Annotated in this window: 12 protein-coding genes, 1 pseudogene and 1 riboswitch; of the genes and pseudogenes, 7 read left to right on the top strand and 6 right to left on the bottom strand. The window is 63.8% G+C overall.

Going from position 1 to position 18,233, the window contains the following annotated elements; all coding sequences use genetic code 11:
* Positions 1–10: 10 nt before the first annotated feature.
* The 3 genes from G6N31_RS17510 to G6N31_RS17500 form a co-directional block, all read right to left on the bottom strand.
* Positions 11–985, bottom strand: a complete 975-nt coding sequence (locus G6N31_RS17510; protein WP_163722233.1) for a DNA-processing protein DprA — start codon at positions 983–985, stop codon at positions 11–13.
* Positions 982–3,021, bottom strand: a complete 2,040-nt coding sequence (locus tag G6N31_RS17505; RefSeq protein WP_098004015.1) for a RecQ family ATP-dependent DNA helicase — start codon at positions 3,019–3,021, stop codon at positions 982–984. The genes G6N31_RS17510 and G6N31_RS17505 overlap by 4 nt, the downstream gene beginning before the upstream one ends.
* Positions 3,022–3,094: 73 nt before the next feature.
* Entirely contained in the window at positions 3,095–4,156 is a 1,062-nt protein-coding gene (locus G6N31_RS17500) for an HNH endonuclease (protein ID WP_098004014.1), read from the bottom strand.
* A gap of 71 nt (positions 4,157–4,227) precedes the next feature.
* Here G6N31_RS17500 and G6N31_RS17495 point away from each other — a divergent pair, with 71 nt between their 5' ends.
* From G6N31_RS17495 to G6N31_RS17475, 5 genes are all read left to right on the top strand, one after another.
* Positions 4,228–4,557, top strand: a complete 330-nt coding sequence (locus G6N31_RS17495) for a nucleoside triphosphate pyrophosphohydrolase (protein WP_098004035.1) — start codon at positions 4,228–4,230, stop codon at positions 4,555–4,557.
* A complete protein-coding gene (locus G6N31_RS17490; protein WP_234815354.1) occupies positions 4,554–7,022 on the top strand; it encodes an AAA family ATPase in 2,469 nt (822 codons plus the stop codon). Before G6N31_RS17495 ends, G6N31_RS17490 begins: the two co-directional genes overlap by 4 nt.
* Positions 7,019–7,381: a hypothetical protein gene (locus G6N31_RS17485; RefSeq protein WP_098004013.1), complete on the top strand. Its 363-nt coding sequence runs from the start codon at positions 7,019–7,021 to the stop codon at positions 7,379–7,381. The genes G6N31_RS17490 and G6N31_RS17485 overlap by 4 nt, the downstream gene beginning before the upstream one ends.
* 158 nt (positions 7,382–7,539) lie before the next feature.
* Positions 7,540–8,436, top strand: coding sequence for a DUF4268 domain-containing protein (locus G6N31_RS17480; RefSeq protein ID WP_163722231.1), 897 nt, complete (start codon positions 7,540–7,542; stop codon positions 8,434–8,436).
* 488 nt (positions 8,437–8,924) lie between these two features.
* The gene (locus G6N31_RS17475; RefSeq protein ID WP_098004011.1) at positions 8,925–12,311 is read left to right on the top strand and encodes a TM0106 family RecB-like putative nuclease; all 3,387 of its coding nucleotides are present in this window, start codon (positions 8,925–8,927) and stop codon (positions 12,309–12,311) included.
* Between the two features lie 41 nt (positions 12,312–12,352).
* On the opposite strand, the gene G6N31_RS17470 is transcribed toward G6N31_RS17475, so the two are convergent.
* Positions 12,353–13,354, bottom strand: a complete 1,002-nt coding sequence (locus G6N31_RS17470) for a zeta toxin family protein (RefSeq protein ID WP_098004010.1) — start codon at positions 13,352–13,354, stop codon at positions 12,353–12,355.
* Positions 13,355–13,368: 14 nt separating this feature from the next.
* Complete coding sequence (locus tag G6N31_RS17465) at positions 13,369–14,817, bottom strand: ADP-ribosylglycohydrolase family protein (protein WP_098004009.1); 1,449 nt, start codon at positions 14,815–14,817, stop codon at positions 13,369–13,371.
* A gap of 114 nt (positions 14,818–14,931) precedes the next feature.
* Here G6N31_RS17465 and G6N31_RS17460 point away from each other — a divergent pair, with 114 nt between their 5' ends.
* Positions 14,932–15,588 (top strand): NUDIX hydrolase, encoded by a 657-nt coding sequence (locus G6N31_RS17460; protein WP_098004033.1) that lies wholly within the window; start codon positions 14,932–14,934, stop codon positions 15,586–15,588.
* Here G6N31_RS17460 and G6N31_RS27515 read toward each other — a convergent pair.
* Positions 15,576–15,836 (bottom strand): hypothetical protein, encoded by a 261-nt coding sequence (locus G6N31_RS27515; RefSeq protein ID WP_234815353.1) that lies wholly within the window; start codon positions 15,834–15,836, stop codon positions 15,576–15,578. The two genes, G6N31_RS17460 and G6N31_RS27515, sit on opposite strands and share 13 nt — an antisense overlap.
* 373 nt (positions 15,837–16,209) lie before the next feature.
* A riboswitch (SAM riboswitch) is annotated at positions 16,210–16,323 on the bottom strand.
* Between the two features lie 186 nt (positions 16,324–16,509).
* Here G6N31_RS27515 and G6N31_RS17450 point away from each other — a divergent pair.
* Positions 16,510–17,505 (top strand): annotated as a pseudogene (locus tag G6N31_RS17450) (metallophosphoesterase); the annotation flags it as partial.
* Positions 17,506–18,233: the final 728 nt, after the last annotated feature.

Here is an 18,233-nt window from a genome sequence, read left to right as displayed (position 1 = left end):
ATCGCCGTAGTTAGGGGGCGGACCCGAAATCTAGCCATAATTGGTCACCTGGAGCTTTGGGGACCGCGGCCGCTGGCGATGTTGAGGACCGGCCGCTGACAAGATCCGAGAGTTGAGCAACGTCGGCGAGTTGCTCTGCCCCTGCGTCGACCAAGGCTCTGTTGCTGGGTCCGCTGCCAGCACCTACCCAGGATACGATCCGTCCATATCCGCGTTCGATCGCGTCGAGTGCCCCATCCCACGTAGGCCCGCGCTCACGGGCACACGCCATCACGATGGTGCAGTCAGATATGCCGTATACAAGTCGGTCGACTCCGGGTTGACTTGGGGTGACCGGGGTCGACGGTGCGTCAGAGGTGACAAGGCAAATACGCCCACCTATCACTCCTTTGCGAATACGCGGTCGTGAAATTACCTGTTGCAAAGGCACTTCAGGCACCCCGATGACTGAACCGTCTGCTTCGAACGCGGCATTCATCGCTTGCCTTCCAACACCATCATCCACACGCGACACGACAGCGCGTGCCGATTTTGCTAACGATTCCGCTAACAGTTGTGTTACACGCACGGCATCGGTGGTGAGATGGGAATCGCCGACGATTCCGATGCATTCCATACTGAGGATTCCGGTTTCGCCTACTCCATGTAGGACGACGGGCCTGTCATCACGCAGTTGCTGACGCAGCCGCTTAGGGTAGTTCTGCCCTAGCCCAGTCATTGTCCAGATGCCCGAGTGATCAAGCGTTTCAATTGCGATCGCTAGCCCGGTGGCGTGATTAAGCAGGTGTGTGATGCGTTCGGCCATCTCAACGGTCGTGGAATACTCAGTGACTATTTCGTCGGCACTGAGACCGAGGAAGTTAGAGGGTTCATGCGCTTGGGACAGCTCCCAGAATTCCCTCGCAGACAGTGGCTCGGTTTCTTCGCCCACCAAGCGACTGGTCAACGCGATAGCCGCGAGGTCGGCGTCGTTGAGCGGCGTCATCCTTTCGTCTTGCCCACAGTGAACGGGTAGACAGGTCCTCCGCCCTCGGCTTGCAGCAGTTCCCCCACTACTGTCAGCGTCCATCGTGAGTCGACAAAATCATCGACCAACAGGATAGGGCCGTCAGGGACGTTGCCCACGACCGTGAAGGCTCCGTCGACATTCAAGAGTTGTTGAGCGCTGTTCTCCTTCGTTCCTTGTGGTGCGGTTGTCCGTGTCTTGGCGAGGCAAGCAACCGAACGGATGCCGAGGTGCCGCGCGAGGCGGGTGGCGAAATCACGAACTGGATCGCCGTCGTCTGACGACGGCACATAGGTGACAGAGCCGCAGAACTCGGGTAGCCAGTCGTTGATCAGCGCCGCAGACGCTAATACGAGCTCGTCGTCGATCGGCCCTCCAGTCGATGTCGAATCAAGCAGCTGGTCGCCCCATCCTGGGTCAGTCAGGTAGCACAGAGCTCTGCCTGTTTCGAGGGGCTTCGTTATGCGTCCACGACGATGACCAACCCACATCTTGCGCGGCTCAATCTCTATCGGACGTCGCCGAATGAACGAGAGAGCCTGCCCCACAGTGCGTTTCTTCGGGCGGCGGTTGTACCGCTTGCCAGCGCAGTTGTCGCAGCGACCGCAGGCCGTGGCGTCGGTGTCGTCCAGTGATTTGCGGAGAAATTGCATGCGGCAATCGGTTGTCGTCGCATAATCGCGCATCGCTTGATGCTCTGCTAAGCGCGCATCGCGGACGCGTTCGATCCGTTCAGTGTCGAACTTCCACGGACGGAGTGTTCGGCGAAACTTGGAGTGCTCCTTCTCAATTGCGCCTTCGACATCGAGAACCTTGAGTAGACCAGCAATTCGTGAGCTTGGCATGTTCACGGTCAGCTCGATCTCGCGCTGTCCAACCCAGTCTCCGGCAGTCTCGAGGTATTCGACGACCTGCTCGGCATGCCATTGAATCGGTAGGCTCGTCTCCAGGAAGTACCGCCAAATGTCCTCGTCGCGCTGGCTCCACAAAAGTACTACCTCAGCGCTGTCGACTGCGCGGCCGGCTCGTCCGACCTGCTGGTAGTATGCGACCGGCGAATCCGGCGATTGATAGTGGATGACAAACGATAGATCTGGTTTGTCGTAGCCCATTCCGAGGGCGGATGTCGCGGCCAGGACCTTCAGTTGGTTGGCTTTGAGTTGCCCCTCCAATTCAATACGACGTTCAGAGTCGGTGTCGCCTGAATACGAGGCTGCAGCGATACCGTTGGCGCACAACCAGTCCGCGACACGGTTGGTGTCAGAGACAGTGAGGCAATAAACAATGCCGGAACCCGGCATTGCAGGAATCCGCTCAGCGAGCCACGCGAGTCGCTCAACGATGGTCGGCATCTTCACCGCGTGAAGAGAGAGGCTCTCGCGGTTGAGGCTTCCCCGCTTGACAGTTACTTCGTCGCCAAGTTGATGACGGATATCTGTGACCACGCGGTCGTTGGCAGTTGCCGTCGTGCAAAGTACGGGCACTCGGTATGGTATGCGCTCAAGCACTGCAACAATTCGGCGATAGTCGGGTCGGAAGTCGTGGCCCCAGTCACTGATGCAGTGGGCCTCGTCGACGACAAAGAGTCCAATATTGCGAAGCAGGGGAGGGAGTAGTCGACTTCGAAAATCTGGATTGTTGAAGCGCTCGGGCGACACCAGGAGGACATCCACCTTTCCCGCTGCCAGGTCCCTCTCGATAGCTTCCCAGGCGTCCGCATTGCTGCTGTTGATGGTGACCGCATGCAAGTACTTGGATGCCGCATCTATCTGGTCGCGCATCAGAGCCAGAAGCGGGGACACGATGACCGTGGGCCCTGCGCCCTTGTCGCGAAGGATTCGGGTGGCCACAAAATAGACAGCGCTCTTCCCCCATCCGGTTCGTTGTACGACGAGAAGCCGTCCGCGCTCCTCAACCAGTGTTCTAATAGCTTCGAGTTGCCCGTCTCGAAACGCCGCGGTCGGACCTAGCCCTCGCCGGAGTACGGCGAGCGCTTCGTCGTTGATCTTCGACATAAGTTCGATACCCCCGGTGGACTGAACGAATCGAAAACCAGCTTACTTAGGACGTGGCACCCCTCGTCTTCGCTCACCACGATGGAAAGCTGACATCGAGCCGCTCGCGTCGCCTATACCCCGACCACGTCGGCACACCGGCAGGCTGACCCCGATAGATTCCGCGGGCGGCCGCGACGACGCGCTCATGTTGCGTCGGCCACTGCAGGGCAGATGCAATCTCCTCCAAAACTATTCGATCGCGCCTTAATGCCCGGTCGACCAATCCGACAGCCGGAAGCGCCCCGCTCTTGTCGCCATTGCACCGTGCGCACGCCAGCACCAGATTTGACAGCCCGTCGATACCGACCACTGACCACGGCAGAACATGATCGATCGGATTGTTTGTCGGCAGATGGGCCGCGCAGTAAAAGCAGTGCGGCCCGAAAGCATCCTTGAACGGTTCGCGCACCGCTGACAGGGCCGCCCGCTCACGGCCGAACAGGTGCCCGGCGACGTCCGGAACCTCCGCATCGAGGAACTTGTTCATCCGGCGTACGTCCTCGACCCACATGATCTCGAGGGCCGGTTTTAGGAGGCCGGCCAGTCGTGCCAGCCCTGCGGCGACTCCTGGCCTGAGCTCGATGGCATCGCCGTGCGCGCGCAGCGTCGAACGTGACACATGGTCATGGAGAAACCCGTCGTCGTAGAGGAACGGATCGCTACCGTCCGCACCGGGCAGCTTTTGCAGCCGATGCAACGGCTGCTGCGCCAGGCAAAGCGTGATGTCCTCGATTGCCTTCTGATAGGCGGTCGGCGCGCGTAGACACGCGATCTCCACCGATCCTGCCCGGCCTGCAGCGTCGCGGAGCTCGTTGGTGGCGATCAGAATCCGCGCGCGGGGTTGCGTTGACTGCCGCAGTTCGTGCCCATCGAATGGTCGCACCTGCCGCCAGTAGGTCCTCAACACCCGATGCGCCAGCTCAGGCAGCGGCACGCGGAGAGGGTCGTCGGGGTTTTCGGGCAGGTTCTCGATGCAGTGCTCGATGAGGGCCATCAGCGTGGCCAGCTTGTACGTCGCCGTCCGTAGGCCCGTCTCGAGGATGGCGACCACCCGCTGGCCGAGCAGCAGCGGATCAGGCGCCTCAGATGTCATCGACCGGCCCTCACTGTCACCCTGCCCAGGTACAACTGCACCATCGCAGTATGACGAGAACGGGGGACAACATGAGCAAACTCGTCCGAGACAAGATTCCCGACCTCATCCGGGCGGCGGGGCGAACTGCGCACGTTTCGGTGCTGCCGCCAAGCGCCTATCGCGAAGCCCTCATCGACAAGCTTCATGAGGAAGCTGAAGAGCTTCGAGCTGCGCAAACGCAGGAGGCGATCCTCGAGGAAGCCGCCGATGTGCTGGAGGTTCTCAGTGCAATCGCGGCCGAACACGACGCGACTCTCGATACCATCGGCGAAGTCGCACGAAAGAAACGGGAAAAGCGGGGAGGCTTTGCCATGCGGCTGTGGCTCGAGTTCGTCGATCCACCACAGGGGGAGCTGTGACGACCTCGTCTGCTGATGAGGCCGACGCGGGCCCGGACGCGCGGCTGAAGAACTATGTCCTAGCCCGCGCCGACGAAGATGCCGCCCTCAGCGAGGAGGCCCGACTGGTCGTGCTGGCGGCCATGGAAGGCGCCGACGACCTGGCCGAGGTCCTCGGTGAGGGCGCCACGCGAACCGAACTCGTCACAGCGCTGACCACCCCGACCAGCACTGCGGCCGAACCTGCGGGCGCCTACCTCACCTCCATTAGCGTCGCCGGATTCCGCGGGATAGGCCCGCAAGCGACACTGCCGCTGAGGCCCGGACCCGGCCTGACGGTCGTGGCCGGCCGCAACGGATCAGGCAAGTCGACACTGGCCGAGGCGTTGGAGCTCGCCCTAACCGGCACCAATTCCCGCTGGAAGAACAAGCCTGCGATCTGGTCGCAGGACTGGCGCAACCTCCATGTCGGCGACACGTCGCAGATCCGGGTCGGTCTAGCGGAGGAGGGCGCCGGGACCACGGTCATCGGCGTGGACTGGTCCGTCGGTGCTATAGCCGTCGACGAGTGCACCACCTGGGTCCAGCGCGCCGGAAAGAAGCAGGAGAACGTCGCGACGCTGGGGTGGGACAGCGCACTCGAGATGTACCGCCCCCTTCTGAGTTACGACGAGCTCAGCGGCATCCTCGAAGGCAGCCCGAGCGCCTTCTACGACCAGCTCTACAAGCTGCTCGGCCTCGAACAACTCAACGATGCGATCACCCGTCTCGATAGTGAGGTCAAGCAGCTACGTCAGCCCGCCTACGAGGCCCGTAAGGCGCGTGACGCGCTCAAGCCAAAGCTGGAGTCCCTTGCGGACCCGCGCGCCGCCACGGCGCTGTCGCAACTCAAGAAGACCAAACCTGACCTCGACGCCGTGCGGCCCCTGATCACCGACGGCACGCAGAGCGCTGTCCCGCAGGCGTGGATACGCGCCGAGCGCCTGAGCGCGCCGGAGTCCGAGGACATCGCTCTTAAATGCGAGGCGTTGCGTTCTGCCGCCGACAACCAGCGCCAGGAGATGCAGCGATCGGATGCGCTTGCGGCCGAGCGGGCCAAGCTGCTGGAGATGGGGCTCGACTTTCACGGACACTTCGGCGACCAGAAGTGCCCGGTGTGCGGGCACGGCACACTCGACGACACCTGGGCCGTCGCCGCACGCGCCGCACTTGAGCAGGATCAGGAAGCGGCGCGAGCGCTGACCGCCGCGCGGGCCGCCGTGGAGCAGGCTCGGTCATCCGTGCTCAACGTGCTGCGTGACGTCGCCGCCCCACCACCCACCGACCCAGACCTGACGACACTCGGTGTCGCCCGCGCGGCCTATGACGCCTTCATTAAGGTGCCCGACGACGGTGAGGCTGCCCTGGCAGAACACGTGTCCGAGAAGCTCGGTCCGCTACGCGAGGCGTACGCCAACCTTCGTGGAGAGGCTGCCCAATTGATCCAGGAGCGCGCCGACGCTTGGGGAGCGGTCGCAGTGGAGTTGGCCGAGTGGGTCGGCAAGGCCGAAAAAGCAGCCGAGGCGGCGCCGACGCTGAAGATGGCCGACGAGGCGATCAAGTGGCTGCAGAGGAATGCCGGGGAGCTTCGCAACGAACGGATCACCCCGTTGGCAGAGGAAGCCAAACGCATCTGGGGCGCGCTCCGGCAGGAGAGCAATGTCGAACTGGGCGAGATCCGCCTGGAGGGTCAGAAGACTTCTCGTCGAGTGGTTCTCAAAGCCGAGGTGGACGGCTCCGATACTGATGCGTTCGGTGTGATGAGTCAGGGCGAGTTGCAGGCGTTGTCCCTGGCGATCTTCATCCCGCGCGCGACCTCGTCATCAAGTCCTTTCCGGTTCCTGGTCCTCGACGACCCCATTCAGGCCATGGATCCGTCGAAGATTGACGGCTTCCTCGAGGTCCTGGTCCGGCTCGCCGAAGCCCGGCAGGTCATCGTCTTTACCCACGATGATCGGTTGCCCTCAGTGATTCGTTCCACCCGGGCCCCAGCACACATCATCGAGATTGTTCGCGGCCCGAACTCCGTTGTTTCGGTGGTTGATTCGACCCGACCAGCTGACCGACTGCTCGATGACGCCTACGCCATCGCCATCGACGACGCGGTTCCGGTCGACGTCAAGAGGAAGGCCGTTCCCATGCTGTGTAGGGAGGCATTGGAAGTTGTTGCCTGGGACGTTTTCTCGGCACGACATTTCGCCAAGGGGCATTCGCGAGTCAATACCGAGGAAGTGTGGGGGGCAGCGACCACGACGCGTCAGCGCGTCGGTCTGGCCGTGGACCCGTCCGACGACGCGGTGATCGACAGGTGGCTGTCCGGCGGTTCGGCCCGACGCGCCACGATGGCGGTGGCGACCAAAGGAGCACATGCCGGAGTGGACGACTATGTCGATGTTGTCAGGTGTGCGCGCCTGGCGACCGCGGACTTGGCGAAGCTGACGCGATGACTGGCCGTGTCTCCTTGCTCGACCATGCCGACCGATTGCTCGACGGCGCCTACGGGCTTGAAGCTCGCGGACCGCGGATTGCGGCGTTGCTGGCGCGATCCGTGCTCGAGGAATGGCTTGACGCGCAGAACGCTTCGTGGGTGCAGCATGCATCCGGCTATCCGACGACTCGGTCCAAACTCATTGCGCTGGAGCCTCTTCGTGGGCGGCAACTTGCAGTCCGTGCCAAACGCGTCTGGCACGGACTCAGCCGCGCCGTGCACCGACATGCCTACGAACTGCAACCCTCCGTTGCGGAGGTCAGGCACCTGGTCGGCGAAGTACGCAAGCTTGAACTCGACCTGGGCAGTTCCAAGTGACATGTATTCCCGAGGCGACGACGGCAACTAATCGCCGGTCCGCACCCGGCAAAGCAGAGAAACGATGACAGCGGCCGAGACGCCACCGTCGAAAAGTTCAACTCAACGACAGGAAAGAAATGGTAGGGAGCAGCATTCAACTCAGTAAACTCGTCCAGGTGCCGCTTCGCGAGGTTTGGAAGCACGAAGCGTTGGACTTCACGCAGTGGCTTGCTATCCCGGAAAATATCCAGCTCCTTAGCGAGGTAATCGGTGTCGAGATTGTCGAAACCCAGAGCGAGGTGGGCGTCGGACAGTTCTTCGTCGATATTTTGGCCACCGACGAGAATGACCGCCGCATAGTCATCGAGAATCAGCTGGCCCCGACCGACCACGATCATCTTGGGAAGATCATCACCTACGCAGCCGGCCTTCACGCCGACGTGGTTGTGTGGATCGTGGAGCGGGCTCGTGAGGAGCACGAACAGGCTGTCAACTGGCTTAATGAAAACACGACCGACCAGGCAAACTTCTTTCTTCTCCAGATAGAGGCTTGGAAGATCGGTGACTCACTGCCGGCCCCACGCTTCAATATCGTGGCCAAACCCAATGACTGGGCGAAGGCGGTAAAGCAGACTGCAGCGAGTGGGACAGTGAGCGAGTTGAAGCTCAAGCAGCAAGATTTTTTTGAGCGGGTACGCGAGTACGGCGAAGCGCACGCGAAGTACATCAAGAGCTGGGCGAAACCTGCTCCGCAGCACTGGTATGACGTGGCCATCGGCACGTCTCAGGCCTACATTGATCTGACAGTGAACTCGCTACAGAAACACGTCGGGGTCGGCCTCTACATCATCAATAACAAGGAGCTCTACGCAAAACTCAACGACGCACGCGAAGAGATAGAGAGCCAGCTCGGGCTAGTTCTGGACTGGCAGGAGCTCCCTCAGAAGAAAGCCAGTCGCATAACAATCACTCGCAATGGAGATTTCGCTGATCCCGGTCAACTTGATGAAATCATTAGTTGGATGGCGACGACCGCCGACGCGTTCGCGAAGGTTTTTCCGAAGTACTTGTAGCGATGAGATCAGCTCGTCACCCAATGAGAACCGCAGAGGTGCTCCAGCGATATGAATGTGCGTCAATTGACTGACCGTCGTGCGATCGCGACGGGTCCAAAACAGGCCTTCGGGCGGGCTTGCCCGCGGAATCAAGCACGTTGCTTATCAGGATCAGGTGACAGGTCGGTGGATCGCGTGTACGCACGTGCCGTGCCGATCGTCCCCTCGGGGCGCTGTGGTGCGGTTACGCGGCGGCAGGGACGGCGTGTCTGGAGCCCTTAAGCCAGCTCATGGGCGTTATTCGAATAGGCGGCGGCGCCGACAAGCACCCTGAATGGTGAGGCCCCATTGTCGCAGAACTCCGCGTGACGTACGGGACTGCTAGCCTGCGGAACGGGGTGTTGAATTTTGGATCGGGAACTTGGCTTCGGCGCTGACGTGTACGGCCAGCGTGTCCGGGGACTTGTCGGGCGAATCATCGAGTTGTTCGGACTGAGGCTGCCCCGATGACCGCAGTGCCCAGACCAGAACCTCTGTTGACCCCGTCCAAGGTGACGGCCTGGCTGGATTGCGCCCACTACCTGGCGCTGAGCGCGCAGGTCGAGGACGGAACACTGCCCAGGCCGCCGTCGAGCTTCGGATCCTTCGCTGAGCTGTTACTCGACAAGGGCCTCGCCCATGAACAGGATTGTCTCGCCAACTATCGGCTCGAAGGCAAAAGCATCTTGGAAGTGCCAGAGAAGGCCGACGGGCAGTCATTCTCGTCGTGGGTAGCGAGCATCGGCAATCCGCTGAGCGGCGATCACGATGTGATCTATCAGATGCCACTCATTAACAACGGAATTCGTGGCGTCGCCGACTTCGTGGTGCGAGTACAGGACCCGGATAGCGGGGCCATCAGCTACGAACCAGTCGATGCCAAGCTCACCCGAAAAGACGCCAAACCCGGCCACGTGCTGCAGCTGTGCTTCTACGCAGACGCCATCGAAGAACTGACGGGCCGACGTCCCGAGCATATGCATATCTGGCTGGGTTCTGGAGGCGTGGAGACGCTGCGGGTCAAAGACTTCCAGCCATACTGGCGTCGGCTACAGCGCCAGCTCGCGGCGGCGTTAGCTGCCGGACCGGCCGCCGGAACGGTCGCGGAACGGTGCACGCACTGTCAGTTCTGCGAGTTCGGCCCCGTCTGCGAGACTCACTGGCGCGCGACCGACTCGCTGATCTACGTGGCCAACATCCTCAAATCCGACCGAGCCGCATTGGCCGAGGCGAACATCGCTACCCTCACGGCGTTGGCGACAAGCGACGGCCCGGTCGAGCACCTCGCCCCTGAACGCCTGACCCGGCTGCGCGGACAGGCGGCCCTACAGCTGGCCGCTCAGCAGCTGGCGGGAGATACGCCGCCGTTCGAACTGATCGAACCGGGCGAGGAACCCTGGGGCCATGGCTTCGAAATGCTGCCGCATCCCGATGACGGCGACGTGTTCCTCGACTTCGAAGGCCACCCGTTCTGGCGCGCCGACACCGGGTTATTTTTCCTGTTCGGGCTCTTGGAGCAGGGGCCCAGTGACCAATGGCGGTACCGCTCCTGGTGGGCGCACGACCTCGGCCGGGAGGGTGCCGCGGTCGAAGCTCTCATCGACTACCTCGCCCGCCGACGTGGGCAGTTCCCCGGGATGCACGTCTATCACTACAACCACACCGAACGCTCGGCACTGGAAGCGATGACGAGAACCCACGGCGTTGCCGAAGTCGCGCTCGCTCAGTTGATCGACACCGGTGCGTTCATCGACCTGCTGACTGTGGTGCGCAACAGTATCCAAGTCGGCACCGAGTCCTACGGGTTGAAGCAGCTGGAGCGGCTCACTGACTTCGTCCGCAACCACGAGATCGATCAGGGTGCCGGGGCGGTTGTCCAGTATGAGCATTACATGGCCGAACCCAACCAGGCCGACCTCGATGCCATCGCTGCCTACAACGAGGACGACGTCCGAGCGACCCGTGCCCTGCGGGACTGGCTGATCGATCATCGGCCACCGGGGATGAACTGGAGGGACGCTGTTCTCGATCCCGATCCTGGAATGCCCGAGCTGTCGGAGGCTATTGCCCGCCTGCATGAGTATCCCTCCGGAACCGATGAACACAATCTCGGTGATCTGCTGTCTTATTGGCGTACCGAATGGTTCGCCTACATCGCTCCCAAGAAGGTGAAGCTGGCAGCCGACCCGGTCGACCTACTCGACGACGTCGACGTCATCGCGGACTTGAGCCAGCTTGGCGAGGTCGAACGCTTCAGCAAGAACGGACGATCGATCACGCCAGCAATGCGTTTTGAGTTCCCGCAGCAGGATATCGACGAGTTTCCGCGTGGTGGCGGGACGGTCATGTTCGCCGGCCCGGGGGAGCAACGGCTGTACGCAAGCATCGTCGGCCTAGACCGCGACACTCGGGCTCTCGACCTGCTATGGGGCAAGAAGTTGCAGGACGAGGGGGCTATCCCCCGCAGCGTGGTGTTGCACGACTGGGTCGATGCGACAACGAAATTCGAGGCTCTAGAAGCCTTTGCCGTCGAGATGCTCGACCGTAGAAGGCCTAACCCGGTCACACTGGCGCTGCTGCGCCGGGACTTGCCGCGTTTCGCTGACCGGCCCCGCGAGGTGTTCGTCGACGACCTCGACGATATGACGGCGTGGGTCACTAAACTTGACCACAGCGTCGTCGCGGTGCAGGGCCCGCCAGGTACCGGGAAGACCTACCGTGGCGCCCGACTGATCAGAGAGCTGATCCGGGACGGTCAGCGCGTCGGCATTACTGCGGTCAGCCATCATGCGATCGCCAATCTGCTCGAGGCGGTGGTGGACGCGCTGTCCGAAGATGGTGTGCTGCACCAGCTACACGCGGTTTGCAAGGACGGCGGCTCGCGGAACGCGCTGTCCGGAGTCACCTACACGGGCGACAACGCCAGGTGCGCCCGCGAAGAGTTCAATTTGGTTGCCGGCACAACGTGGCTGTTCTCCAACCCGGTGATGCGCGACGCTCCGGTCGACGTGCTGGTCATCGATGAGGCAGGCCAGCTGGCGCTCGCCGATGCGCTGGCAGCCTCGGGCGCGGCCCGTAACCTCGTACTACTCGGAGACCCGCTTCAACTGCCGCAGGTCGCCCAAGCCAACCACCCCGGCATAGCAGGGCGCAGCGTGCTGGATCACATTGTCGGCGATGACGTGCTGCTGCCCGCCAATCGAGGTGTCTTCCTGCACGAGACCCGACGGATGCACCCCGATGTCTGCGACTTCATCTCCAGCCAAATCTATGACGGATGCCTGCACAGCTTCGAGGACTGCAGGCAGCAGTCGACGGTGGCCGGCACCGGGCTGCGCTGGCTACGCGTCGACCACGAAGGCAACCGAACGTGGTCGCCACAAGAAGCCGACGCCATCGCCGAGGAACTGTCGCGGCTGATCGGCACGCCGTGGACCAATCACACAGGCGAGACAAAGCCCTTGAGCCCCGACGATTTCATGGTCGTGGCACCCTTCAACCTGCAGGTAAACACCATTCGTGCCCGACTAAGCCGGGATGCGGCACTGGCTGACGTTCCGGTCGGCACAGTGGACAAGTTCCAGGGTCGCGAAGCCGCGGTGGTGTTCTTCAGCATGGCCACCTCCACCGGTGAGGACATCACCCGCGGCCTGGACTTCCTGTTCTCGCGCAACCGGCTCAATGTCGCCGTGAGCCGCGCCCGCTGCCTGGCGTACCTGGTGTGCACCGACGCCTTGTTGGATACCCGCGCACGCTCCGTGGAGGACATGCGGCTCGTCGCGACACTGAACGCGTTCGTTGAAGTTGCGACCCACCAGACCTACCGCTCGTCGACGGAGACCGCTGCGCCGTAGTGCGCGCCCTCATCCTCTAACGTTGCGTACCTACGGTTTCGTCATACTCGTTCTCCGGCCATAGTTTCGAGAGCGCTGAACAACTTTTCACTCTGTTCAGCCGAGAGCGTGCCGGCATCCTCGGCGACGCTGATCCAGAACAGGTCGTCATCCTCGGGCACCGCCTCGCAGCGTCGGTACACCTCTACCCAGTCGGCCGCATCCGGACCGACGTTCCTGCGGGCGTGCCACCGGCCCCGCACCGCGGACACCAGGTGTTCGAACGGCAGCGTGCCCAACTCGTACATCCGAACCAGTCCACGCACGTGCGCACCCGGGGCCGGCGGCCGCGGCGCCCAGCACTCAGCCGGAGCGTCCGGACGGCACGACTCGTGCACGGATGCCGGGATATAGCGACCGCCGAGTCCGCGTCGGTTCCGGTAGTCCTCCTCGCCGCGGCGGTGTTGCTGCAACGTGCGCTCCCGCGCTTCATCTACTGGTGCGTCGGCGAATCCGCCGTACACGGCGTAGCCTGCTCCCTTCAGATCTGTGACATGTTGGGTCGCACGCTGGCTGTTCATTGGGATCTCCCACAGCACGTTGCAGTTCTCGCGGTAAGCCCTCTGCGCCAGCCGGTTCGCGAGCTCCCAGGCTTCCTCGTGGACGAGCGCGCTGGACTCCATCGGGGAGAGACCCTCGACAGCCGGGATCATTCCGCGGCGGGCCATCTCCACCTCGATGTCCTCTGCGTCGAGGATGAGGAACCTCTCCGGCGTCAGGTTGTTGTCGGGGTTGGCCCGGAGGGTCGTTTTGCCGGCCCCGGCGAGACCTCCCAGGACATACGCGACTCCAGCCCTCGGCACGTCGCGCGCGTGCTCATCCCACAGATCGTCGACCAGCGCACGCTGCAAGTTTCGCCGCTCGGTGCACCACACCGTCCAACCACGCTCGACACGTCCGCAAATCGACCGGGAATCCGTCCCGGCACTGCGTAACTGGGACAGGAGCTCCTCGACCCGGTCGGTATGTGCCCGGTAGTCCGGATCGGTGAACTGGAATGCCATGTGGCCTCCTCGTCCTATCTGGCGCTGACTGCCGGCGTCAGCCGGTCCAGTGCGGCGCGAAACGCCGGGTTCGGACGGGCGTTCGGCAGAACCTGCTGGACCGCCTCGAGTACTTGGTGCGCGTCGCACCCAGACATGCGCGACCCATATAGCGCCGCGACCGCCGGCGTCCGGCTCTGCGCTTCCACGCAGTGCAGCAGCACGGTCTTGTCCTGTTGGCGGAAGTGCTCGATCGCGCGCACCGCTTCCAGCAGGACGAAATCCAGATGCGGATTGTCGTCGGCGCCGGCCCGATCGATCAGCCGCACTTCGACGTGCGGAACACCCTGCGGGACATCGTCATCACCGACTCGGCACAATGACACCACCGCGTCGACCCCGCGGGGCAGCTCGCGCAGCGCGCCGACCCCTCCCAGCAGGACGCCCTCGTCGTACGGATGCGGCTCCAGCGCACCGATCCGATAGCCGGGATACCGGGAATCGAAGCGATCGGGCTGACCCCTCCGCGCGATCGATCCCGCCAACCTCACCAGCCCACGTGCGGGCATCTTGGGCCAGCCGTGCAGCAGGCTGCGCCACGCCAGCGGGACGGCTGACGCCCCGTGGACCGCGCCGAGCAGACCGCCGGCGATCGCCGCCACCGTGTCGGTGTCGAACCCGGCCCGTACCGCAGCATCAAGGGCTGAGCGCAGATGATCAGCGCGGAACACACCCGCGGACGGGTCGTTGTCGGGGACCGGTGTCGTGACGATCGCCGACCACGCCGCCTGCAGCGCCGCCACCACCCAGCCGTTATTCCGAAAGTCCGCCGGACGCGAACGCTCGGCCACCTCGAGGTGTTCGACCCACAGCGCACGTCGCTTGGAAGCTAGGTGCCGCAACCCGACACGCACGTCAAGCTCTCCGGTCAGCACCGCATGACGAATCGCGCTGCACCACAACACACACGCGTCGCCGGCGTCCGGGTCGAAGTGCGTCAGCTCGCTGATCGTTCGCGCCGCCTCCACCATGGCGTCCTCGTCATCGAGGTATGCCAGCGCGACCGGCGCGGTGCGCATCAGCGAGCCGTTGCCCGCGGTGCGACCCGTCCTCGCGTGCAGGTCCTCCGACACCGACCGCGCCCGCTTCGCCGTGATCGTCGAGCCGATGGCCGCGGTCCGCAGCACCGACCCCGTCTGGATCCCGATGTCCTTGGTGTGGCGAGACCACTCCAGCCAGCGCTGCACGATCTGGTCCTGCGCTGCCTCATCACGCAGGTCGGCGCCCGTCGCCGCGACTTCGGCGATGGCGATGGCCATCGCGGTGTCGTCGGTCCACTCGCCGGGCTCCCACACGCCGCCACCAGCCATTACCACCTCGAGTTCCGGCCCCCGCGGCGGCTGGAACTCGTACGGCGCCCCCAGTGCGTCGCCAGCTGCCGTCGCCAGCAGCACCCCTTCGATTCGATCGTCTCGTGCTGTCATGACGCACCCCCGGTTCCGATTTAGAGCGAATATGAGCTAATTGTAGCAGACCGGTTCGCTTCACACTGATTTGCAAATACTTGCGCTATGTGGCCGCGCTACGCTGTAGCGGCCATGGACAGCGACGAATACCGGGACAGCCGCGGCAAGACGCTGGCCGACTACCCTCGGCCGTCGGTCGCGGTGGACACCGCCGTCCTCACCCTGGACGACGAGCACGGCCTGCTCGTCCTGGAGGTCCGGCGGGCCTCAGGTCGCGGATGGGCGTTGCCCGGAACGTTCCTGCACCCGGGGGAGACCCTCGCCGACGCGGTCGACCGGTCGCTGCGGCTGAAAGCCAATGTCGGCGGCCTGCATCCCCGCCAACTGCACGTCTTCGACGACCCCCGCCGCGACGACCGGGGTTGGGTGCTCTCCGTCGCCCACCTCGACGTGGTACAGCCCGAGAGGCTGCAGTACCGCTTTCCGGAAGCCACCCGACTGATGCCGGTGTCCGCCCCGGGGCGATTGATCTATGACCATGCCGACATCGTCGCCCGCGCGGTCGAGCATCTGCGGGCGCGCTACCTCGACAAACCGGACCCGTACCGCCTGTTGGGGGAGCAGTTCACCATCCGCGAGCTGCGCTTGGCGCACGAACATGTCGCCGGGCGCCCACTGCAACGCGACTGGTTCCGCCGCACCATGGAACCTCAGCTCGTCCCCACCGGAACCATGGTGAGCCGTGGCCGGGGGCGGCCGGCCGAGCTGTTCCGCCGTCACGAAGACTGAGGCCGCGACGACCCGGCAAGCAGCCGGGCGAACGCGTCGCGTGACGCTTCGGGACTCGGCGGATGCACCTGCTGCCAAATGCGCAGCGGAACGTCCGCACCGCGATCGAAACTGGCTGCCAACCGAGGGTATTCATGCCTTTTCCAGTCACGCAACCGCTGATCACCCCGCCGGAAATCGTCCAGCCGCGCCAGCTGGCGCTCCTGAACCTCGGGGCTGGCGTTGAGGCGCACTCCGATGCCGTTCATCAGGCTGTGCCGACCGAGGTTCAACGGTTCGACCCCCCATCGCCGTCGTGCAGAGGAGTTGACCGCACGGCAGTCCGCGCACGCCAACCACGACCAGCGGGACGGCCCGCCCGCGGTCGCCCGGAAGCAGATGACGCACAGGTCGCACTCTCGGGACACGTCGGCCCACGCCCACTTCACGGGGACGTCCTCGCAGCGGCACGACTGCCAAAGCATCGCCGTCACCGACCCCGCGCGACGCACCGGGCCGCAGATTCCGCCGCACGGGATATGCACCGAAAGCTCGGTAATCCGTTGTCGCTCAGCAGTATCAGTCGACATATCATCGTTTCCGGTCATCGCAGTGCCATCTCTGGCGACGCCACCCTCGGGCGCCCACCGCTTGCACGCCTGCGGCGTACCCGCTCTTCCCCTGGGGCACCGTGCGGTGGTCGCGCGGTTGCCGGGACGACGGGCCAGGTACCCGAACAGCCGTCCGCTCGTGAGCTGACCCCAGGATAGACGATGCCACGGACATGTCAGTAGCCCTTGCTAGCGTGTAGTTGTCGGACCGGTGCGAACGTGGGAAGCGCTTCCGCCCCACGGTTGAGGTCAGGCATCCCCGCGCCGCACAGCAGATGCCCCACGCGACCAAGCCACGCCTCTGAACAAGGGGCCAATGAAAAGGGGGAACATGAGGGCACACCTCGACACCGCGGGGTACGACGTCATCGGGGACGTCCACGGCTGCGCCGACGCACTGCACGAGCTGCTCGACGCCATGGGCTACCAGCCCACCGGGCCCGGCGGCGCGTACGCGCACCCCACCCGGACGGCGATCTTCGTCGGCGACCTGATCGACCGCGGCCCCCAGCAGAAACAGGTGCTGGAGACCGTCAAAGCGATGGTCGACGCCGGCACCGCGCGAATGGTCCTGGGAAACCACGAATTCAACGCGATGGCCTACGCCACCGAGTGGCCGGACAAGCCCGGGAAATTCCTGCGGCCGCACGACGACTCGGACGACCCACGGTCGGCGAAGAACGCAGACCAGCACGCCGCGTTCCTCAAACAGCTCAGCGCCGACCAGCGCGACTTCTACCTGAAGTGGTTCTGGATTCAGCCGCTGTGGCTCGACCTAGGCGACATCCGCGTCGTGCACGCCTGCTGGCACGAGGACTCCATCGCCGTCCTGCAGCGCGAGCTGGGCGGCGACAAGTTCACCACGGTCGACCAGCTGGCGCGGGCGTCCACCGAAGGCGATCCGCTCTACGACGCCGTGGAGACCCTGCTAAAAGGCCCCGAGATCAGCCTCGCGGACCATGACCAACCCTCCTACCGCGACAAGGACGGGCACCTGCGTGACCGGGCCCGGATGTCCTGGTGGAACGGCGACGCTTCGACGTTGCGGAGTCTCGCCGAGATGGACGGCAACTTCACCACCGAAGCCGGCGAGCCATATCCCGACCTGCCAGACCTCGAGGTGGCAGCCGAGCACCGCGCCTACGTCTACACCCACGAGGTGCCGGTCTTCTACGGCCACTACTGGCGCTCCGGGCAGCCGCGCCGCCTGCACGACTGGACCGACTACACCGCGTGCGTGGACTTCAGTGCGGTGAAGGCCGGCACCCTGTTCGCCTACCGCTGGTCGGGGGAGGACCGCATCCGACCCGAGAACTACTTCCGCGTCGACCGACTCCGCGGAATCACAACGGATCCTCGACAGAAGAGAGACAGTCACGTGACTGACGGCGACAGGCCCATGCCGCCAGAATCAATCGAATCGGCCTTCGGCGCGTTGGCGTCAGCGTGGGACCCCGAAACCGCAGCGATCAACGCCGCTGTCGAACGGCTGGAGACCCTTTCCGAGGCCGAGCAATCAGAATTCTTGGCCACCGTGAGCCAGCGACTCGGCGCTGCAGTTCGCCAACTCGATGACGGATGGCTGGCGGCCACCGCGCTTTTCATGGTCGACGACCTGTACAAGAGCTGTGTCCACGGCATCCGTTGGTCAATCACCGCCGGACGTTACGTATCCGCGAGCGCAGGAGCGGTCCTACACGAGCTGACCCGTCGCGGATACGTGCTGCATGTGGTCATCGACAACACCCGGTCGGCGGTGACCCAACTCGAAACGCTGGAGGTCGTGTCGACGGTCTACCTCGCGGCGGGGTTGATGGTGACCGGACCGCAGCTGATGGCGCTGGAGCTCATGGAGCGGGACAACGAACAAGAGCGAGACGCCGCAGCGGTGGCGCGGTATCGCGAGGAAGGCCATCATGTGGCGAACATGATGATCGCGCGTTGCCATCGCGAGCGCCGGCATTCTGCCTACCTGAACTTTGACCTCGATGACGACACGACAGGATTAGCGCTCGACGTGGCGCTGTCGCAGGCTTCGGCGACAGGCGCCATCGT

The organism is Mycolicibacterium duvalii (assembly GCF_010726645.1).
Taxonomy (GTDB): Bacteria; Actinomycetota; Actinomycetes; order Mycobacteriales; family Mycobacteriaceae; genus Mycobacterium; species Mycobacterium duvalii.
Note: the sequence above shows the minus strand (reverse complement) of the source record. Positions and strands in the feature narration are given on the sequence as shown.